This is a genomic window from Nocardia sp. NPDC003726, from assembly GCF_053586955.1.
The window spans coordinates 1-21,791 of the sequence record NZ_JBSFNF010000027.1; the positions used below are offsets into that span (position 1 = coordinate 1).

Sequence of the window (21,791 nt, forward strand, 5' to 3'; positions counted from 1 at the left end):
TTTCCAGCCTCGCAAGAGACAAACACCCATCAGCTACACCCCACCGCTCTGGGCATCCAGGGCACCAACCCCAGACACCTACAAACTTAGGGATCGCCCATGCCCGCCTTGTTGTTCGTGCTCTACCTCGTCGTGGAAGTCACCGCGCTGGTCGCGGTCGGCCAGCTGATCGGCGCGCTGCCCGCCGTACTGCTGCTGATCGCCGGATCGGGCGCGGGCATGCTGCTGGTCGGCGCGCAGGGGCGGCGGGTGTTCGAGCAGTTCCGCCGGGCCGCGCGCGGTGAGGTCGCGCCGGGCACCGCCGTCGCGGACGGCGCCATGGTCGCGGCGGGCGGTGTGCTGATGTTCGTGCCCGGCCTGGTCACCTCGCTGTTCGGTCTGCTCCTGCTGCTGCCGCCCACGCGGTTGCTGGCGCGTCCCGTGCTCGCGGCTTTCGCCGCGCGGCGCTTCCGCAGGCTGGTGGCGGCCGCGCCCTACCGCGGTGTGGTCGTCGACGGCGGCGACGTGGTGGGCGGTGTCGTCGTGGGGCAGTGGTACGACGACGGCCAGGGCAACGCGCGCCGCCCGCTCACCTCGTCCTGAACCGAACCCCGGCGTACCCGGTTCCGCGCAAGGCCGTGAAGGACTATCGTGACGCGATGGCCACCGAGCAACTCACCGTGACGGTGAGCGAGGAGCTGGCCGCCGCGGTGAAACGAGCGGCGGCCGCTGCGGGACAGTCGATTTCCGGATTCACGGCCGCGGCGCTGCGGCTGGAGCTGATCGCCGTCGAGGCGGGCTGCCTGCCCGCCCCGGCCGGGGCAACCGGTGGTGCGCCGCCGGAGTACGCGGAGGTGATGGCCGTGCTGGCGCAGCCGGAGGACTCGGCTCACCATCCCGTACTGAACGGCTGACCGGAACCGCCGGATCAGGCATGGGGCAGACTGGTGCCTCGTGAGTACCCAGTTGCTGATCGGCGGTCGTTTCTACAGTGCCAGTTCACCCGACGCCACGGCGATGGCGGTGAGCGACGGGACCGTGGTCTGGCTGGGCGCCGAGCAACCAGGCCGCGCGCTGCATCCGGACGCCGAGATCGTCGATCTCGACGGCGCCTTCGTCGCGCCTGCGTTCGTCGATCCGCACGTGCACGTCACCGCGCTGGGCTTGAAGCTGACCGGGCTCGACCTGTCGGCCGCCCGGTCGCTGGAGCACTGCCTGCGGCTGCTGCGCGAGTTCGCCGCGGCACACCCCGACGGCGCGGTACTGGGCGACGGCTGGGACGAGACCGCCTGGCCGGAGCGACGGCCGCCCACCGTCGATGAGATCGACGCGGCGGCGGGGGCGGGCAGGCACGTCTACCTCTCGCGCGTGGACGCCCACTCCGCGGTGGCGTCCTCGGCGCTGCTGGACACGCTGCCCGAGCTGGCGGCGACCGACGGCTTCACCCGCGGCGAGCCCGTGCGCGCCGCCGCCCACCACGTGGTGCGCGCGGCCGCGATGGCGGGACTGTCCCGGGCGCAACGGGATCGAGCGCGCGCCGCGGCGCTGGACCACGCCGCCGCGCACGGTGTCGTCGCGGTCCACGAATGCGCGGGCCCCGAGATCGCGGGCCGCGCCGACGTCCGCGAACTGCTCGAATTCGAGCACGGCGTCCAGGTGCGGGCCTATTGGGGTGAGGCGGTGCGCAGCGCCGAGCAGGCCCGTGCCCTGATCGACGACCTCGGCGTGCACGCACTCGGCGGCGACCTGTTCGTCGACGGCTCCTTCGGATCGCGCACCGCCTGGCTGCGCGCGCCCTACATGGACGGATCCGGTTGCGGCCGAAGCTATCTGGATGCCGACGCGATCGCGGACCACGTCCGCGCCTGCACGGTCGCGGGTATCCAGGCCGGATTCCACGTGATCGGCGACGCCGCGATGGACGCCGTGGTGGCCGGGATCGAACGGGTGGTCGCCGAACTCGGCGGCCCCGCCGTGGCCGCGCTCGGGCATCGCGTCGAACACGCCGAACTCCTCGACGGCGAGCACATCGCCCGGTTGGCTCGCTGGGGTGTGATCGCCAGCGTGCAGCCGGGCTTCGACGCCGCGTGGGGCGGCCCCGCCGGCATGTACGCGGCTCGGCTCGGCGCCGAGCGCGCCGCGGCGCTGAACCCGTTCGCCGCCATGGCCTCCGCGGGCGTGGCTCTGGCGATCGGTTCCGACGCGCCGGTCACCGCGCTGGACCCGTGGGCGGCGGTGCGTGCCGCCGCCGAGCACCGCACACCCGGCCATGGCCTGTCTCCGCGAGCCGCGTTCGCCGCGGCCACGCGCGGCGCCTGGCGGGCGGGCGGAGTCCGCGACGGTGTGGCGGGCACCCTGGTGCCGGGAGCGCCGGCTTCCTACGCGGTCTGGGATGCGGGCGAGCTCGTCGTCGCCGCGGCCGCCGACTCGGTGCAGCGCTGGTCGACCGACCCCCGGTCGCGCGTCCCGGGATTGCCCGCGCTGGCAGCGGGCGCACCACTGCCCACCTGCCTGCGCACCGTGCACCGGGGAGTGACGATCTATGCGAAATGAGCGGGCGTCGATGGAGCCCGCGACGGTTCCCGCCCGTCCCGTTCCCGGCATTCGGTGGCGTCATGCGGCTGGTGAGCAGCATGGCCCCGGCCGTGCGTCCACAGAGCGGGCGGATGCGGGGCGGGCCTCGGGCGTAGCTTCGCCACCACGTTCGGATGATGCGCCGTCCTCCGCTCGGCCCCTGCTGCGCCGCTCGTCCGGGCAGGCCTCGCCCGGCTGTTCATCGGTAGCCTCCGGGCTCGCGGCGGCTCGGCGGCCGCTCGCGCATGGGCGGCACCGGGACAGCTGGAAGTCCCCGTCGTCGGCTGCTGTGGCCGGGTGTCCGTGTCGCGACGTCGATCGCAGATGGGTCCCACGGCAGTCGGATGATCGCTCGTCGACGATCGACTATCGATCGGCTCCCGGCACAGGGCATCTCTGGACGGCAGTCGGCAACGGCTGGTTCCGCGGCGCGGTCCCCGCGGAGCGAAGGACGGTAACCGGGTTTCTGGTCTGTGATCGGCGCCGAGAGCGATTCGGACGTGGATCGAGAACGGCTGGGGGGTGCGCGCCCGATGGCCGGACTCGACACGATATAGGCAGCGTGCCGGTTGCGGGGTATTTGTCGGAATTTCTCGCATTCCGACACCGGGCGAAAGACATCCGGTATCGAGTGTTTTCTGTCCGTCGATGGTGGTGTGCAGTGGCACTGCGTGCCAGGTTTCGATCTTTTCCGTTTGCCGGACTATTTCCGGGCAATCTCTGGCCCGACGAGAATCGGCGGCAGTGGCCCGGTCGGCGGCGGATTGTTCGGCCGGCGGGTTCGCAGATCGCTGGTGTGCGTGAAACGGCTGGAAGAGATCGGTTCGTTCGACGCGGCGCGACCGGAAAATCTATATCCGGCGACCGGTGGCTAACGATCCGGTGGCGTCCGGCGATGAACAAGTGGACATCGGTCGATTCGTGTGCGGCGGTCCGCGGTGGCACATGCCGCGCCACCGTCCGTTCGATCGTGTGCGGCGGATTCGCCGCAGGGTCGGCGCGGGTCGGCTGGTGCGCCGAGTTTCGGGTGCGTAGTCGGAGTATGGCGGACTTCGTATTCCATGTGACAAATATCACGGCTGCGACTGGGCCGTGGTTCGTGATGCGGTGCGCTCCGGTGGCGGGCCGATCGGCGGTCGGGTGGCCGACGGCAGACCGGCGGTGGCCGGTGCGATGGCGGACAGTGGCCGAGTGATGGTGCGGGAGCAGGTGCTCGGGTCGGTGCGGCAGGTGTCCGCGGTGGTACGCCGTTATCCGGTGGCGACGCGATCGGTGGCGGCGGTGGCCTCGGGCCTGTTGCTGTTCGGCAGCTTCCCGCCCCGGCCGTGGTGGTTCCTCGCGCCTTTGGGCGTGGCGGTGCTGACCCTCGTCGTTCGCGGTGACGGCCGCCTGCGCGCTGGCTTCGGATACGGATTGCTGACGGGGCTGGCGTTTTTCGTCCCGTTGCTGCCGTGGACCGGCATCTACGTCGGGCCGCTGCCGTGGCTGGCGCTGTCCACCGCCTGCGCGGTCTACCTGGGCGTATTCGGTGTGCTCGCCCGGCTCGTCGGCGTGCTGCCGGGTTGGCCGCTGTGGGTGGCACTGGCCTGGACCGCGGCCGAGTGGGGCAGATCGAGCTTCCCCTTCGGTGGTTTTCCCTGGGGCCGTTTGGCATTCGGCCAGGCCGACGGCTGGTTCCTGTCGCTGGCCGCGGTCGGCGGCGCCCCGCTGGTCGGGTTCGCGGTCGCGCTCACCGGAACCGGCATCGCCGCGGCGGTGACCTTGCTGTGGTCGGCGTGCGCGGCGGCCGACGGGCGCGAAACCGCCGTCCCCGGCTCCGGCGCGCCCGGGCCGGCCGTCGTGGGCCGGCCCGCCCCGGCAACCCGACTGGGATACGCCGCTGTGGCTTTCACCGTCCTGGTCATGCCGCTCGGCGGCTTGCTGCTCCGATCCGCACTGCCCGACCCGGACACGGGCGACCGGACGGTCACGGTCGCGGCGATCCAGGGCAGCGTTCCTCGCCTCGGGTTGGACTTCAACGAGCAGCGGCGAGCCGTGCTGGACAACCACGTCCGGCGCACCGAAGAACTGGCCGACGAGGTGGCGGCGGGCCGCGCGCCGCATCCGGATATGGTGATCTGGCCGGAGAACTCCTCCGACATCGATCCGCTGCGCAACGCCGACGCCGCCGCCCTGATCACCGCGGCCTCCGAGCGGATCGGCGCACCCATCCTGGTCGGTGCCGTACTGATCAACGCGGATCACACCACGACGAATTCGGTGATGGTGTGGAACGGCGCGGCGGGTCCGGGCGAACGGCACGACAAGAAGATCATCCAGCCCTTCGGTGAGTATCTCCCGATGCGGAGTTTCTTCCGGCTCTTCTCCGAATACGCCGATCGCGCGGGATATTTCGTGCCGGGAAATGGTGACGGAGTTGTGCACGCGGCAGGTATCGACATCGGCGTCGCGACGTGCTATGAGGTGGCCTTCGACCGATCGTTCGAGGACGCTATGCGCGCGGGCGCTCAACTGCTGACGGTGCCGACGAACAACGCGACCTTCGGCGACACCGAGATGACATATCAGCAGCTGGCCATGTCCCGCGTTCGCGCCGTCGAGCACGGCAGAGCGCTGGTCGTCGCGGCCACGTCGGGGGTCAGCGCCATCATCGCCGCCGACGGCAGCGTGCGGCAGGAATCGGCGTTGTTCGTGCCCGCCGCTCTGGTCGCGGAGCTGCCGTTGCGCAGCGACGCCACACTCGCAACACGAATCGGCCCTGCACCGGAGCGGATTTTCGTTATCCTGACGGCTGCCGCCGCACTGGCCGGGGTCCGCATGCGCCGATCCGCGCGCCCCGACGGTGAAGTCGTCGGCGACCGATAGATCCAGCCGGACGAGCTTTTACCGAACACGCGGTATGTTCTTGCCCCTACCGCCCCGAAAGCGAAGGTGCGTAATCAAGTTGCGCGCTGTTCGCCAGGCAATGGACGCGATCGGCGGAGTATCATCGAACAGTCTGGTCAGGACCCGTTTTGCTTCGGTTCGACCTAGTTGAGTCGCAATGTTTGCGGAAATGTAACCAACCAAAGTGGCCTTCTGCCAAGGACGTTGGATGTGAAACAAATCCAAAACGTCGGCAATCCGGCTGATGCGACGCTCCGAATCATAGGGCGTGGATCACGTCCTGCGGCTGGCGCGCGTGCGCTTGCTGGGACGGTGCTCGGGGAGTTGCGTCAACAGCGGCAGAACGGAGTGATTGATGAGTTCATTGGCCACGGATCGCGTCGACCAATGTTCATCCGGCGAATTCTCGGCCCAACCGTTTGCTCTGTCACCCGCGCAGACAGCTCTCTGGTACGCGCAGCGAATTCGCCCCGACGTACCGCTCACGATCTCCCAGTACGTCGAGATACGCGGTGACCTGGACGAGGGGAGGCTGCTGTACGCGATCGAGCGTTTCGGCGCCGAGACCCAGGTGGGTCAAGTCCGCCTCGTGGAAATAGATGGCACTCCGTATCAGATCGTGGACCCGGAGCACCGGCCCGGGTGGGAGCGCATCGATCTGCGCGGCGAGCCAGACCCGTACGCCGCGGCGCTGCGCTGGATGCACGAGCACACCAGTGCGCCGATCGATCTGGAAGGCGACCCGCTGACCTCCAACGCGGTGCTGCGGATCGGGGACTCCCACTACATCTGGTATTCGTTCGCCCACCACATCGTCATCGACGGCTACGGTGCGATGAACGCGCTCACCCGTACCGCGGAGATCTACACCGCGCTGGAGAACCGGACCGAGCCGGTCGCCTCGCGGGCGACGCCGCTGGCGGAGATCTACGCCGACGAGGCGCGCTACCACGATTCCAGCCGTTTCCAGAGCGACCGCGAGTACTGGCTCGGGCAGCTGTCGGGCGTGGGGGAGCCGGTGAGCCTCGGCGGCGCCCGGCTCGGCGCGGCCACCCACGACGCGGGCCGCAGGCTGGCCACCGCGGTGCTCGACGACGAGCGCCACGCCGCGATCGAGGCGGCGACCAGCGCGTGGAACACCACCGACGCGGCGATGTTCGTCGCGGCGATGGCTGCCTACGTGCGTTCGGTGACGGGCAACGCCGACGTGGTGCTGAGCCTGCCGGTCTCGGCGCGCACCACGGTGTCGCTGCGCCGCTCGGCGGGCGTGATCTCCAACGTCGTGCCGATCCGGCTGCGGATCGATGCGGCGACCACGATCGGCGACCTGGTGAAGGCGGCCGAGCTGCAGATCACCGGCGCCTTGCGGCATCAGCGCTACCGGCACGACGACATCCGGCGCGACAGCGGCTACTCGCGCGACGCGCGCGGCTTCTTCGGCCCGATGGTCAACCTGATGCTGTTCCACGACGAGCTGCGTTTCGGCAGCCTGGTCGGGTCGATGCACGTGCTGGCCACCGGCCCCGTCGAGGACCTCTCGGTCAACGTCTACAACGGCGCAGGCGGCCGCCTGCACGTCGACTTCGAGGCCAATCCCCGCCTCTACGGCGAGGCCGAAGTGAGCGTGCACCACGCGCGCTATCTGGACTTCCTCGGCCGCTTCCTGGCCGCCGACCCCACGGCGCCCGCCGAGTCGCTCGGCGCGATCACCCATGCCGAGCGCGAACAGGTGCTGCACGGGTGGAACGCCACCGCGGCGCCCCGGCAGGAGGGGACCCTGGCGGGCCTCTTCGCCGAACGCGCCGCGTCCGATCCGGACGCGATCGCGCTCGAGTTCGGCGAGGAGTCGCTGACCTACGCCGAGCTCGACGCCCGCGCCAACCGCCTGGCCAGGCTGTTGATCGCGCGCGGCGCCGGACCCGATACGACGGTCGGCCTGTGCCTGCGCCGCAGCCTCGACCTGGTGGTCGGCATGTACGCGATCGTGCAGGCGGGCGCGGCGTACCTGCCGCTGGACACCGAGCACCCGGCCGAGCGGATCGCGCAGATCGTGCGTCAGGCCGAGCCGTTGTGCGTGCTCACGGCGAGCCGCGACGACGTGGAACTGCCCACGTCGGTCACCAGGCTGGACGTCGACACCGCCTCGGTAGCCGAATTCGACGACGCGCCGATCACCGACGCCGACCGCACGGCCGGACTGCGCCCTGACCACCTCGCCTACGTCATCTTCACCTCCGGATCGACCGGAAAGCCCAAGGGTGTCGGCGTCAGCCATGCCGCCATCGTCAACCGGCTGCGCTGGATGCAGCACGAGTATCCGCTCGGCCGCGACGACGCGGTGCTGCAGAAGACCCCGGCCACCTTCGACGTCTCGGTGTGGGAGTTCTTCTGGCCCCTACAGGTCGGTGCGCGCTTGGTGATCGCCGCCCCCGACGGGCACCGCGACCCGGGGTACCTCGCCCGGATCATCGCCGAGAAGCACGTCACCACGGCGCATTTCGTGCCGTCGATGCTATCGGTCTTCGTCGCCGAGGCCGATCTGAGCGGCTGCGCGGGCCTGCACCGGGTCTTCTGCAGCGGCGAGGCGCTGCCCGCCGCCGCGGTGCGGGAGTTCTACGCGGCCCTGCCCGCCGCCGAACTGCACAACCTGTACGGCCCGACCGAAGCGGCCGTCGACGTCACCTACTGGGCATGCCCGCCCGACGCCACCGCCGTGCCGATCGGCTCGCCGGTGTGGAACACCCGAACCTACGTGCTGGACGACCGGTTGCAACCCGTCCCGCCCGGCGTGGTCGGCGAACTCTACCTCGCCGGGGTCCAGCTGGCCCGCGGCTACCTGAGACAGCCGCGGCTGACCGCGGACCGGTTCGTCGCCGACCCCTTCGCTGCCGGCGCGCGGATGTACCGCACCGGCGACCTGGCACGCTGGCAGATCGGCCGCTCCGGCGCCGAGCCCGGCGTGCTGGAGTACCTCGGCCGCAGCGATTTCCAGGTCAAGATCCGTGGCTTGCGCATCGAGCTCGGCGAGATCGAGGCCGCCTTGCTCGAGGACTCCAGGGTGGCCCGCGCGGTGTGCGTCGCGCACACCGGACGCACCGGCGACGAACTGGTCGCCTACGTGGTCGCGGCGAAGCAGGACGACGACGATGCCCCGCTGGACACGGCCGCGCTGCTGACCGGACTGCGCCGCACGCTGCCCGGGTACATGGTGCCCTCCGCGCTGATGGAACTCGACGAGCTGCCGCTGAGCGCCAACGGCAAGATCGACCGCAAGGCGCTGCCCGCGCCCACCCCCGGCGCGCGACAGATCCGGCCGATCGCCGAACCCCGCACCGAAGTCGAACGAGTGCTCGCGGGCATCTTCGCCGAGGTGCTCGACACCGAGGTCGGCATCGAGGACAACTTCTTCGATCTCGGCGGTAACTCGCTCATCGCCGCACGGGCGGTGTCCAGGATCAACGCCGCGCTCGGCACCGCGCTGACCATCAGGGACCTGTTCGAGTCCGCGACCATCGAGGCGCTCACCCGCCGGTTCGCCACGCAGCCAACCGATGTCTCCTCGCCGCGGCTGACGCCGGCCGAACGACCGGAGCACATCCCGTTGTCGCAGGCGCAGCAGCGGCTGTGGATCCTGAACCGGTTCTCCGAACACGCCGCCGCGTACAACATGCCGCTCGCGGTGGAGGTGGAGGGCCCACTGGACGTGGCCGCGTTGCGGGCGGGCCTGGTGGACGTCATCGAACGGCACGAAAGCCTGCGCACCACCTTCCCGGAGTCGCCGGAGGGTCCCTACCAGCTGATCCATCCGGCCGACGCGATCCCGCTGACGCTCGACCCGATCGATGTCTCCGCCGCCGACGTGGCGGACCTGGCGGCCGAATACGCCGGGTACGGCTTCGATCTGCGCAGCCAGGCCCCGATCCGGGTGGCGCTCTACCGCACCGGCCCGCAGCGGCACGTCTTCCTCGTCGTGCTGCATCACATCTGCGGTGACGGCTGGTCCATCACGCCGCTGGCCAAGGACCTGATGACGGCGGTGGCCGCGCGCGCGAACGGCGTGGAGCCGCAGTGGACGCAACTGCCCGTTCAGTACGCCGACTTCGCCCTCTGGCAGCGCGAATTGCTCGGCGACGAGTCCGATCCGTCCAGCGCGCTCAGCCGTCAGCTCACCCACTGGCGCGCGGCGCTGGCCGGGCTTCCCGAGCAACTCGATCTGCCGCTGGACCGTCCGCGCCCGCTGCGCAGGTCGACCGTCGGCGGCCGGGTCGAGTTCACCATTCCGGCCGAGATCCGCCGCTCGGCCATCGAGCTCGCGGCCAGCCGCGGCGTGAGCATGTTCATGGTGTTGCACGCGGCGCTGGCGACCCTGCTGTCGCGGTTGTGCGCCAGCGGTGACATCGCCATCGGCACCCCGATCGCGGGCCGCTCCGATCCGGCGCTCGACGATCTGGTCGGCATGTTCGTCAACACCCTCGTCCTGCGCACCGCGGTCGACCCGGCGGCCGGGTTCGACCGGATGCTCGACGTGGTGCGCGAGACCGACCTCAACGCCTTCGCCAACGCCGACGTTCCCTTCGAGCGGCTGGTCGAGGTGGTCAACCCGGAGCGTTCTCCGTCGCGGCACCCGCTGTTCCAGGTGATGCTGTCCTACGACCACGCGCCGGATCTGCGGATCGAGCTTCCCGGCGTCCGCGCCGCGGTGCTGCCGATCGCGTCCGACGTCGCCAAGTTCGACCTGCAGTTGGTCGTCCACGACGACTCGGGCGACGGACCGCTGTCGGCCGAATTCGGCTACACCACAGATGTTTTCGATCAGACCACGGTGCAATCGTTCGCCCGCAGGTTCGTCGCGGTGCTCGCGGGCGGCGTGGCCGCGCCCGAACTGCCGGTCGGCGACCTGCCGATCCTGGACCGCAGGGAGACCGAGAAACTGGTGCCCATCGCGGGCGCGCCCGCCGAGCCGTCGACCACCCTGGCCGGCTTGCTGTCCGGCACCGCGCGCAGGCTGCCGGACGCGGTTGCGGTCCGCTACCTCGGCGCCGCCACCACCTACCGTGAACTCGACGAGCGATCGAACGCGCTGGCGCGCGTCCTCATCGAGCACGGCGCCGGTCCCGAGACGGTCGTCGCGATCGCGCTGCCGCGCGGGCTGGACGCGATCACCGCGGTGTGGTCGGTCGCCAAGACCGGCGCGGCCTACGTGCCGATCGATCCGAACTACCCGGCGGAGCGGATCGCGCACATGATCGGGGACTCCGGCGCGATACTCGGCCTCACCGATCCCGAATCCCTCGCCGCCATGCCCGCTGTGCCCGCGACGCGGGGCAAGCACCGCAAGACCCAGGTCGACTGGCTGGTCATCGGCTCGGGCGAACTCACCGCGGAACTGGCAGGCCGGTCGACGGACCCGATCACCGACGACGAGCGGCACCACCCGATGCGGGTGAGCCACCCGGCGTACCTCATCTACACCTCCGGGTCCACCGGCACGCCGAAGGCGGTCGTGGTGACCCATGCCGGCATCGCCTCCCTGGCCAGTGAGCAGAACTACCTGTTCGGTATCTCGGACGCGGCGCGCACGCTGCACTTCTCCTCGCCCAGCTTCGACGCGTCGGTGCTCGAGCTGCTGCTCGGCTTCGCCGCTGGCGCCACGATGGTGATCGCTCCGCCGGGCATGTACGGCGGGGCCGAGCTGGCGGCGCTGCTGCGCGAGGAGCGGGTCACCCACGCCTTCGTGACACCGGCGGCGCTGGCGACCGTACCGAACGAGGGGCTCGACGAGCTGGAGACGGTCATCGTCGGCGGCGACGCCTGCTCGGAGGAACTCGTCGAGACCTGGACCGCCGGGCACCGCATGCACAATATGTACGGCCCGTCCGAGGCCACCGTCGCGGCGACCGCCAGCGGGCCGATGCGGCCGGGCGGTCCGGTGCCGCTCGGCTCGCCGGTGCGCGGCATGCGGCTGTTCGTGCTGGACAACCGCCTGCATCCGGTGCCGCCGGGCACGCCGGGCGAGTTGTATGTCTCCGGTCCCGGCGTCGCCCGCGGCTACCACGGCCGGTTCGGTCTGACCGCGGCGCGGTTCGTGCCCAACCCGCACGGCAGGCGCGGCGAGCGGATGTACCGCACCGGCGACTTGGTCGTCATGGAGCGGACCGGACAGCTGCGGTTCCTCGGGCGCGCGGACGATCAGATCAAGATCCGCGGCTTCCGGATCGAACTGCGCGAGATCGACAACGTGCTGCGCTCGCATCCCGGCGTCCGCTTCGCCCTCACCGTGGTGCACACCGACGAACAGGGCCAGGTGCGGCTGGCGTCGTACGTGACGGCGGACCGTCCGGTCGAGGCGCGGGCCGTGCTGGAGACCGCGCGCCAGCGGCTGCCCGGCTACATGGTGCCCGCATCGGTGGCGGTGCTCGACGAGCTGCCGGTGACGCCCGCGGGCAAGCTGGATCGAAAAGCGTTGCCGGAGCCGGCATTCGCAGCCGCGGGGACATCGCGCCCGCCGAGCACCCCGCTGGAACTCGGCGTGGCGGGTGTGTTCGGCGGGGTGCTCGGCCGCCCGGTGACCGGAGCCGAGGACAGCTTCTTCGATCTCGGCGGCAACTCGCTGCTGGCCACCCGCCTCGCCGCCGCGCTGCACGCGGAGTTCGGGGTGGAGCTGCCGGTGCGATCGATCTTCGAGGCGCCGACGGTCGCCGCGGTCGCCGAACAACTGGATCGAACGCCCCGGACGCAGCGGCCTGCGCTGGCGGTGCGGACGCCGCGTCCGGGACGTATTCCATTGTCGCTGCCGCAGCAGCGTTTGTGGTTCATCAACCGATTCGCGCCCGAATCGAGCGCATACAACATCGCTTTCGTGATCCGGGTGGCAGGCGATCTGGACGTCCCGGCGCTGCGCGAGGCGATCACCGACGTGGTGCGGCGGCACGAAGTGCTGCGCACCGTCTTCCCGGAGGACGCCGAAGGCGCACAGCAGGTGGTGCTTCCGGTCGAGCGGGCGGTGCCGGAGGTGGCGGTCACCGACATCGACGACTCCGGCGCGAAGGCCGCGCTGGACGCGTTGGCGCACAGCGGTTTCGATCTGACCAGGCAACCGCCCCTGCGGCTGTCGCTGCTACGCACCGCGCCCGAGCGCTACCTGCTCGGGGTCGTGCTGCACCACATCGCCGCCGACGGCTGGTCGCTCGGTCCGCTGACCAGGGACTTGGCCGCCGCGTATGCGGCGAGGCACGAGGGCGCGGCGCCGTCCTGGACGCCGCTTCCGGTGCAGTACGCCGATTTCGGGCTCTGGCAGCGTGCCTGCCTCGGCTCGGAGAACGATCCCGACAGCGCGGCGGCGACCCAACTGGAGTACTGGCGCACCGCGCTGGCCGACATCCCCGACCAGTTGCCGCTGCCCTACGACCGGCCGCGGCCCGACGAACCGACACAGCAGGCCGGGACGGTGCGTTTCACCGTGCCGGAGCAGGTGCGCCGCGGGCTCGACGCGCTGGCCCGCGAGCGCGGCGTCAGCAAGTTCATGGTGCTGCGTTCGGCGTTCGCGGTGCTGTTGCGCTGCGTCACCGGCGGACGCGACATCGTGATCGGCACCCCGGTGGCCGGGCGTACCGACACCAAGCTCGACGAACTGGTTGGCATGTTCGTGAACACGCTGGTGCTGCGCTCCGACGTCGACCCGGACCGCGGCTTCACCGACCTGCTGCGCGCCGACCGGGACACCGAGCTGGCCGCGCTGGCGCACGCCGACATCCCGTTCGAGCGCATCGTGGACGAACTGGGCGCCGAGGCCCGCTCCACCGGCCGTCATCCGCTGTTCCAGGTGGCGCTGAGCCTGCAGGACGGCCCGGTGCCCGCCCTGGAGCTGCCCGGCCTCGCGTTGCGCGCGGAGCCGTTGGACATCGCGCTGGCGAAGTTCGATCTGGAGTTGCGGGTCGCCGACGACACCGCTGCCCCGGGACCTGACGCCGGCGCGGACAGCGTCTACGAATTCGTCTACGCGGCAGAGCTTTTCGACGCTACGACCATCGAGACGCTGGCGGACCGGTTCCTGCGCGTGCTCTCCGCCGTCACCGCGGACCCGCGCGTGCTCATCCGCGACATCGACGTGCGTACCGACCACGAGCGCCGCACACTCGCCCCGGCGCGCGGGCGGCATGCGGCCGAGCCGCGCACGCTGGCCGCGTACTTCACCGCCACCAGCCGACGGTTCCCGCACAACACGGCGCTGTGCGCGGGGACGACCGCACTGACCTACGCCGAACTCGACCGGCGTTCCAACCGCTTGGCCCGCGCGCTCATCGCGCGCGGACTCGGCCCGGGAACCCGGGTGGCGCTCGGGCTCACCCGCTCGATCGATTCGGTGGTGGCGCTGCTGGCGGCCGCGAAATCCGGCGCGACGTTCGTCCCGGTCGACCCGAAGTACCCGGCCGAGCGCATCCGCCACATGCTCGCCGACTCCGGTTGCGCGACCGGCGTCACGGTCACCGCGCACATCGAGCAGCTGCGCACGGGCGCTCCGGCCGACCGTGACATCGAGTGGCTGCTGCTGGACCGGCCCGAATTCGCCGCCGAACTCGACGGCCACGACGACGCGCCGATCCACGACCGCGAGCGCACGCGCGCCATCCAGGTGGCGGACCTGGCCTACCTGGTCTACACCTCCGGATCGACCGGAACGCCCAAGGGCGTCGCGGTGACCCACAGCGGCCTGTCCAATCTGGCTGACGAGGTCCGCGACCGCATCGGCGTCGACGAGCATTCCCGCACATTGCATTTCGCGACGCCGAGTTTCGACGCGGCGATCCTGGATCTGCTCATCGCGCTGGGCGCGGGCGCGGCGATGGTGATCTGCCCGACCGACATCTACGGCGGCGACGAGCTGGCCGCGCTGCTGGAACGCGAGCGGGTCTCGCACGGCTTCATGACCCCGGCCGCGCTGGCCACGATCGACCACAAACGCTGGCCGCTGCCGCACATGCGCGCGCTCATGGTCGGCGGCGAGGCGGTCGCGCCGGATCTGGTGGCGCGCTGGGCGCCGGGACGGGTGCTGTGCGACGTGTACGGGCCCACCGAGACCACGGTGGTCATCACGATCTCCGGTCCGATGCGCGCCGGTGCGCCGATCACCATCGGCAGCCTGGTGCGCGGGGCCAGGGCGTTGGTGCTCGACGAGCGGTTGCGCCCGGTGCCGGTCGGCGTTCCCGGCGAGCTGTATCTCGCCGGCCACGGCTTGGCGCGCGGGTACTTCGACCGGTTCGGGCTCACCGCGACCCGCTTCGTGGCCGATCCGTGTGGCCCGGCCGGCGCCAGGATGTACCGGACCGGTGACGTGGTGCGCTGGAACGCATCCGGCGAGCTGGTCTACCTCGGGCGCACCGACCACCAGGTGAAGCTGCGCGGTTTCCGGGTCGAGCTCGGCGAGATCACCGGCGTGCTCGGCGAACATCCGTCGGTGCGCTTCGCGCACACCGAGGTGCGCCGCATCGCGGGCGCCGACCGGATCGTCGCGTTCGTGCAGCCCGCCGACCGGACGGCCGGAGTGGACACCGATGCGGTGCGCGCCTTCGTCGCCCGCAGGCTGCCCGCGCACATGGTGCCCTCCGGCATCACCGTGCTGGACACCATCCCGCTGACCCCGGTCGGCAAACTGGACGTCGCCGCGCTGCCCGAACCGCGGCTGCACGCCGAGCAGGGCGGCCGTGCGCCGCGGACCGACGCGGAGCGCTTGGTGGCGTCGGTGATCGGTGAGCTGATCGGGGCCGACGGCGTCCGCGCCGACGACAGTTTCTTCGACATCGGCGGCAACTCGCTGCTGGCAACCCAGCTCGTCGCGCGGCTGGCCGCGGCGACGAACGTGCGCCTCGCCGTGCGCACCGTGTTCGCCACGCCGACCGTCGCCGAGCTGGCCGAGCTGCTGGAGGCGGGCGCGGCCTCCGACGCCGACCGCCCCGCGCTGGTGCGCAGGCAGCGTCCGGAGCGGATCCCGCTGTCGGCCGCCCAGCGGCGGCTGTGGTTCCTCAACCGGTTCAACGCCGGATCCCGCGACGGACAGTCGGCGGGCGCCTACAACGTCCCGCTCGTGCTGCGCATGTCCGGCCGCCTCGACGTCGAAGCGCTCGTCTCCGCCCTGCACGCGGTACAGGCCAGGCACGAGACCCTGCGCACGGTGTTCCCCGAGACCGACGGCGCGCCGGCGCAGGTCGTGCTCGACCCGGCCGAGGCGGCCGTCTCGCTGTCGCGGATGACGGCGCGCCCGCACGAGGTCGAGTCCGCCGTACGACGTTTCGCCGCACCGGGGTTCGATCTGGCCACCACCGTGCCGATCCGCGCGGCGCTGATCTCGGTGCCGGACGCGCAGACCCCGGAGCATGTGCTCGTCGTCGTGGTGCATCACATCGCGATGGACGGCTGGTCGCTCGAGCCGATGGCCGCGGACGTCGCCGTCGCCTATCGCGCGGCCTGCGGCGGCGGCCCGGCGCAGTGGGCGGAGCTCGAGGTCCAATACGCCGACTACACCCTGTGGCAGCAGGAGGTGCTCGGCAGCGAGGACGATCCGGACTCGGCGGTGAGCAGGCAGCTGGAGTACTGGCGGCACACCCTCGACGGCATCCCCGAGTTGCTGACCGTGCCCGCCGACCGGCCGCGTCCGCCGGCTCCGTCCTACCGGGGCGGCACCGTGGAATGCGCGGTGGACCCGGTCACCCACCGCGAGCTGCAGATGATCGCGGGCAGCAACAACGTCAGCCTGTTCATGGTCCTGCACGCCGCGCTGGCGGTGCTGCTGCACCGGATGACCGCCACCGACGACATCACCGTCGGCACCCCGATCGCGGGCCGCGGCCATCCCGCGCTGGACCGTCTGGTCGGCATGTTCGTCAACACGCTCGTGCTGCGCACGCGGATCGACCCCGGCGCCAGGTTCACCGACCTGCTGCACGCGGTGCGCGAAACCGACCTGGACGCCTTCGCCAACGCCGACCTGCCGTTCGAACGCCTGGTGGAGGTGCTCAACCCGGCCAGGTCGCAGTCGCACCATCCGATGTTCCAGGTGATGCTCTCGGTCCGCAACGAACCGGTCGGCGGCCTGGACCTGCCCGGCCTGCACATCGAGGCGGCCGACATCGACGCCGGGATCGCCAAGTTCGATCTCCAGTTCACCCTGACCGAAACGCAGACGCCGCAACGGCATCCGGCCGGCATCACGGTGGCGGTGAACTACGCGATGGACCTGTTCGACGAGCCGACCGCGCAGCGGCTCGGCAAGCGCCTGACCCGCTTGCTCGCCGCGATCGCCGCGAACCCCACCACCGCGGTGGGCGATCTGGAACTGCTCGATCCCGCCGAATGGTCGGGGCTGGCTCCGGTGCGCGGAGGCAAACCGGATCGGCCGATCACCTTCCCGGAAGTGTTCGAGCAGGCGGCGAGCGTCGACCGGGCCGGCGTCGCCCTGGTCGCCGACGGCACCGAGGTCACCTACGATGCCCTCGATCGCTGGACCAACCGGCTGGCGCGCGTGCTCATCGCCCGTGGCGTCGGCCCGGAAACGCTGGTGGCGCTCGGCATCCCGCGATCGATCGAGTCGGTGGCGACGGTACTCGCGGTGGCCAAGGCCGGAGCGGCGTTCGTGCCGGTCGACCCGCTGTACCCGCGGCAGCGCATCGCGCACATGCTGTCGGATTCCGGTGCGGCACTGGGCATCACGCTGGCGGACTACCGCGGCGAGCTGCCCGAGGACACGGAGTGGATCGTGCTGGACGACCCGGAGTTCCGCGGTCTGGTGCTCGACGCGCCGGACGTGCCGATCGCCGACGCGGAGCGTCTCGCTCCGCTGCGGATCGACAACCCCGCGTACGTGATCTACACCTCCGGCTCCACCGGCACGCCGAAGGGCGTGATGGTCACCCACGGCGGATTGTCGAACTTCGCCGCCGAGACCGCCCACCGGTTCGACGTCCAGCCCGGCTGCCGGGTGCTGCATTTCGCCACGCCGAGCTTCGACGCCGCGATGCTCGATCTGCTGCTGTCCCTCGGCGGCGCGGCGACTCTGGTGATCACGCCGAGCGGCGTGGTCGGCGGCGACGAACTGCGGCAGGTCTTCGCCGCGGAGGGAATCACCCACGCGTTCATCACCACCTCCGCGCTCGGCACGGTCGACCCCAAGGGCCTGCCCGAGCTGCAGCACGTGCTGGTCGGCGGTGAGGCGTTGCCGCCTGACCTGGTGACCCGGTGGGCGCCCGGCCGCAATCTGTACAACGTCTACGGTCCGACCGAGACCACCATCGTCACGGTGATCTCGCAGCCGATGTCGCCCGGCGAGCCGATCACCATCGGCGGACCAATCCGCGGCGTCAACGCGGCGATCCTCGACGCGCGGCTGCATCCGGCTCCGCTGGGGGTGACCGGCGAACTGCACCTGTCCGGTGACGCGCTGGCCCGCGGTTACCTGAACCGTCCCGGCCTGACCGCTCAGCGGTTCGTCGCCAACCCGTTCGGCAAACCGGGGGAGCGGATGTACCGCACCGGCGATCTGGTGCGCTGGTGGTCCGGTTCGCGCGAGCAGGGTTCGCCGGTGGACGCCGCGCCGGAAATCCAATACGTCGGCCGCACCGACCATCAGGTCAAGATCCGCGGTTTCCGTATCGAACTCGGTGAGATCGACGCCGCGCTCGCCCGCCACGGCGGGGTGGCGTTCTCCCTCACCATCGGGCATCGCACCCCGGCCGGCGCGACGGCGTTGGTGTCGTATGTGAAGGCGCGGGACGGAGTGTCGCTCACCGCGGCCGAGCTGACCGGGCACGTGGCCGGGCTGGTGCCGAATTACATGGTGCCGCAATCGATCATGCTGCTCGACGAGGTCCCGCTGAGCCCGGTGGGCAAGCTGGACCGGGCGAAGCTGCCGGAACCGGTGTTCACCGCGGGCGAGGGTTATCGGGCTCCGTCCACCCCGACGGAGGAGGCGCTGTGCGCGGCCTTCGCCGAGGTGCTCGGCGTGGAGTCGGTCGGCGTGGACGACGGCTTCTTCGAACTCGGCGGAAACTCGCTGCTGGCCACGAAGGTCGTCGCGCACGTACGGGAGAAAGGCATCGACCTGCCGGTGCAGTTGATGTTCGGCGCCGCGACGCCCGCTGCCATCGCGGCGCGCCTGGACGGCTCGGGCGCGACCTCGGGCGCGGCGGTGGCCGCGATGCTGGCGCCGGTGCTGCCGATCCGGCCGGGCGCCGCTGCCGGCCGGGCGCCGCTGTTCTGCGTGCATCCGGCGATCGGTCTGGCGTGGTGCTACTCCGGGTTGCTTGCGCACCTTCCGGCGGATCGTCCGGTGTACGGGTTGCAGGCGCCGCACGTGGCGGGGCAGGAAAGCTACACGTCGATCGACGAGGCCGCGAGCCGCTATGTGGCCGAGATCAAGGAGATTCAGCCGGAAGGTCCCTACCACTTGCTCGGCTGGTCGCTCGGCGGACTCATCGCGCAGGAGATGGCGGTGCAGCTGCAAGAGGCGGGCGATGAGGTCGCCCTGCTGTCGATGATGGACAGCTACCGGCTGTCGGACGACCTGCTCGACCAGGCGACACCGAGCGTCGCGGAGATCGTCGGCGAGTTCGGCAGCGCCGAACTCGCCGCGCAGATCGATCCCGGCATGAGCCTGCGGGAGGCGGCCGAACTGCTGCGCGCCCGGTCCGGACCGTTCGCGGCGCTGACCGTCGAGCATCTGGAGCGCCTCTACGCGGGCTACGAGAACGGCACCGTGCTCGCGCACACCTTCCGGCCCCGCCCGTTCGACGGTGACCTGCTGTTCTTCAGCGCGGGCGACGATCCGGTCAACCGGGCCGATCCCGACCGCAGCGCCGACGCGTGGGAGCCGTACGTCACCGGCGCCGTTCACGACCACGAGTTGCGCTGCGCGCACTCCGCGATGACCACCCCGGAGGCGCTGGCGGTGATCGGGCCGGTGCTGCGGAGGTGGCTGGAGACGAAGGAGACGCACAGGTGAGCTTCGCGGTGGAAGTGACCGGCCTGGTCAAGAGCTACGGCCGGGTCCGCGTGCTGGACGATGTCGATCTACGGATTCCCGCCGGCACCGTGATGGGGCTGCTCGGCCCGAACGGCGCGGGCAAGACGACGACCGTGCGGATCGTCACCACGCTGCTGAAGCCGTCCGCCGGGTCGGTGCGGGTGGCGGGCGTCGACGTGCTGCGCGATCCCGCGGCGGCGCGCAAACGGATCGGCCTGTCCGGCCAGTACGCTGCCGTCGACGCGAACCTGTCCGGGTACGAGAACCTGCGCATGGTGGCCCGGTTGTACGGGATGTCCCAGCGCCAGGCGACCGCGCGCGCCACCGAACTGCTCGGCGCCCTCGGGCTCGACCACGCCGCGCATCGCAGAGCGGGAACCTACTCCGGCGGCATGGCCCGGCGGCTGGATCTCGCGGGGGCGCTGGTCGCCCGGCCCGCCGTGGTCGTGCTGGACGAGCCGACCACCGGCTTGGACCCGCGCGGCAGGCTGGACATGTGGCGGGTGATCGGCGACCTCGTCGACGACGGAACCACCGTCCTGCTCACCACGCAGTATCTGGAAGAGGCCGACCTGCTGGCCGACCGCATCACCGTCATCGATCACGGGCGGGTCATCGCGCGCGGCTCGGCCGACGAACTGAAGACCTCGATCGGCGGCGACCGGCTCACCGTCACCCTCGCCGCCGGACAAGCCGCCGCGCCGGCGCTGGCCGTGCTGGCACAGGTGGGCGTCGGCGAGCCCGTCCACGAGGCGGGCACCGACGAGGTGTCGGTGGTGGTCGGCGACGGTTCGCGCACGATGGTGGAGGCGCTGCGCAGGCTCGATGACGCGGGCGTCTGCGTGGTCGACGCGAACGTGCACCGGCCGAGCCTCGACGATGTATTCCTTTCCCTCACCGGCAAGCCGGGCGGCGCGCACGTCACGGAACCGGAGACCGACGACGTACAAGAGGAGATCATGTCGTGAGCACGGCAATCGCCGGGGAGGCCGCCCCGAAGGCGGAGCCGAAGCCGGAAAAGGCCGCGGCGCATCGGGATACCGCTCCACGGCTGCGGTTGTTCCGGGACAGCGCCATCGTCGCGCACCGCAATCTGCTCACCATCCTGCGCGTGCCGACGCTGCTGGTGACGGCCACGATCCAACCGCTGATGTTCGTGTTCCTGTTCGCCTACATCTTCGGCGCGTCGCTGGGCGGCGGCCAGTACCGGGAATTCCTGCTCGCGGGCATCTTCACCCAGACGGTGGCGTTCAACGCCGCGTTCACCACGGTCGGCCTGGCGGGGGATCTGCAGAAGGGCATCATCGACCGGATGCGGGCGCTGCCGATGTCGCGGCTGGCCGTGCTGATGGGCCGCACGCTGTCGGACCTGGTGGTCAACATCCTCAGCCTGGCGGTGATGGTCGGGTGCGGGTACATCGTGGGCTGGCGCATCCACGGCAGCGTCTCCGACGCCGTGCTGGCGTTCGCGGTGATCCTGCTGTTCGCGTTCGCGATGTCCTGGGTGGGCGCGCTGACCGGCCTGATGTCGCCGACCGTCGAGGTGGCGCAGAGCGCCGGGTTGATCTGGCTTTTCCCGCTGACGTTCATCTCCTCGGCGTTCATCTCCGCCGAGACTCTGCCCGGCCCGCTGCGCACCATCGCGGAGTGGAATCCGATCACCGCGGTGTCGGCGGCGGGACGCAAATTGTTCGACAACGACTCGCCGCCCACCTTCGTCCCGCCCAGCGGATGGGCCGCCGATCACTGCGTCGAATACGCGGCGGCTTGCTCGGTGGCGATCCTCGTGGTGGCCGTGCCGCTGGCGCTGCTGCGCTACCGGAAGGTGGCCAGTCACTGACCCGCGCGCCCACGCGCACAGCGAACGGCCGCCGCATCCGGACGATGCGGCGGCCGTTTCGGTATTCGCGAACCGTCAGGCGCGGCGGCGGGTCTTGAGCAGCTCCAAGCGCTCCTTGAGCAGCTCCTCGAGCTCCTCCTTGCTGCGGCGTTCCAACAGCATGTCCCAGTGCGTGCGCGGCGGCTTGACCTTCTTGGTCTCCTGGGTGGTGCCTTCGACCAGCACCCCCTCCTGGCCGTTGCGGCACAGCCAGGTCGGCGGGATCTCGGCGTCGTCGGCGAAGGGGACGTCGAATTCCTCGCCGTTGTCGGTCCGGTACCGGGCGATCCGACGCGGAGCCAGGTCGTGGTCGCGATCGGTCTCGTAGCTCACCGCTCCGAGCCGACTGCCTCGGAGTACGCGATCTGCCATGGTGTGCCTCTCCCTGTGTGCTCGAGTCTTCGTGCGCTGCGACCGTGTCCGCGCGAGTGCGCGCAGCACCCGCCGGACCTGATGTACAAC

General features: G+C 70.9%; 8 protein-coding genes. 7 read left to right on the forward strand and 1 reads right to left on the reverse strand.

Going from position 1 to position 21,791, the window contains the following annotated elements; all coding sequences use genetic code 11:
* Nucleotides 1-99 precede the first annotated feature (99 nt).
* The 7 genes from ACWDMM_RS27870 (at nucleotide 100) to ACWDMM_RS27900 (ending at nucleotide 21,290) form a co-directional block, all read left to right on the forward strand.
* The gene (locus ACWDMM_RS27870) at nucleotides 100-582 is read left to right on the forward strand and encodes an FxsA family protein (RefSeq protein WP_357105889.1); all 483 of its coding nucleotides are present in this window, start codon (nucleotides 100-102) and stop codon (nucleotides 580-582) included.
* A gap of 56 nt (nucleotides 583-638) precedes the next feature.
* Nucleotides 639-893: a ribbon-helix-helix protein, CopG family gene (locus ACWDMM_RS27875; protein ID WP_195079985.1), complete on the forward strand. Its 255-nt coding sequence runs from the start codon at nucleotides 639-641 to the stop codon at nucleotides 891-893.
* Nucleotides 894-933: 40 nt separating this feature from the next.
* A complete protein-coding gene (locus tag ACWDMM_RS27880) occupies nucleotides 934-2,532 on the forward strand; it encodes an amidohydrolase (protein ID WP_195079984.1) in 1,599 nt (532 codons plus the stop codon).
* A gap of 1,215 nt (nucleotides 2,533-3,747) precedes the next feature.
* Nucleotides 3,748-5,418, forward strand: coding sequence for an apolipoprotein N-acyltransferase (gene lnt, locus ACWDMM_RS27885; protein ID WP_357208884.1), 1,671 nt, complete (start codon nucleotides 3,748-3,750; stop codon nucleotides 5,416-5,418).
* A 376-nt stretch (nucleotides 5,419-5,794) separates the two neighbouring features.
* Nucleotides 5,795-19,429: a non-ribosomal peptide synthase/polyketide synthase gene (locus tag ACWDMM_RS27890; protein WP_449940250.1), complete on the forward strand. Its 13,635-nt coding sequence runs from the start codon at nucleotides 5,795-5,797 to the stop codon at nucleotides 19,427-19,429.
* Nucleotides 19,426-20,418 (forward strand): ATP-binding cassette domain-containing protein, encoded by a 993-nt coding sequence (locus tag ACWDMM_RS27895; RefSeq protein WP_195079982.1) that lies wholly within the window; start codon nucleotides 19,426-19,428, stop codon nucleotides 20,416-20,418. Before ACWDMM_RS27890 ends, ACWDMM_RS27895 begins: the two co-directional genes overlap by 4 nt.
* 89 nt (nucleotides 20,419-20,507) lie before the next feature.
* A complete protein-coding gene (locus ACWDMM_RS27900; RefSeq protein WP_195080290.1) occupies nucleotides 20,508-21,290 on the forward strand; it encodes an ABC transporter permease in 783 nt (260 codons plus the stop codon).
* Between the two features lie 75 nt (nucleotides 21,291-21,365).
* Here the strand turns inward: ACWDMM_RS27900 and ACWDMM_RS27905 are convergent, their stop codons facing one another.
* Nucleotides 21,366-21,701, reverse strand: coding sequence for an RNA polymerase-binding protein RbpA (locus ACWDMM_RS27905; RefSeq protein WP_039801823.1), 336 nt, complete (start codon nucleotides 21,699-21,701; stop codon nucleotides 21,366-21,368).
* Nucleotides 21,702-21,791: the final 90 nt, after the last annotated feature.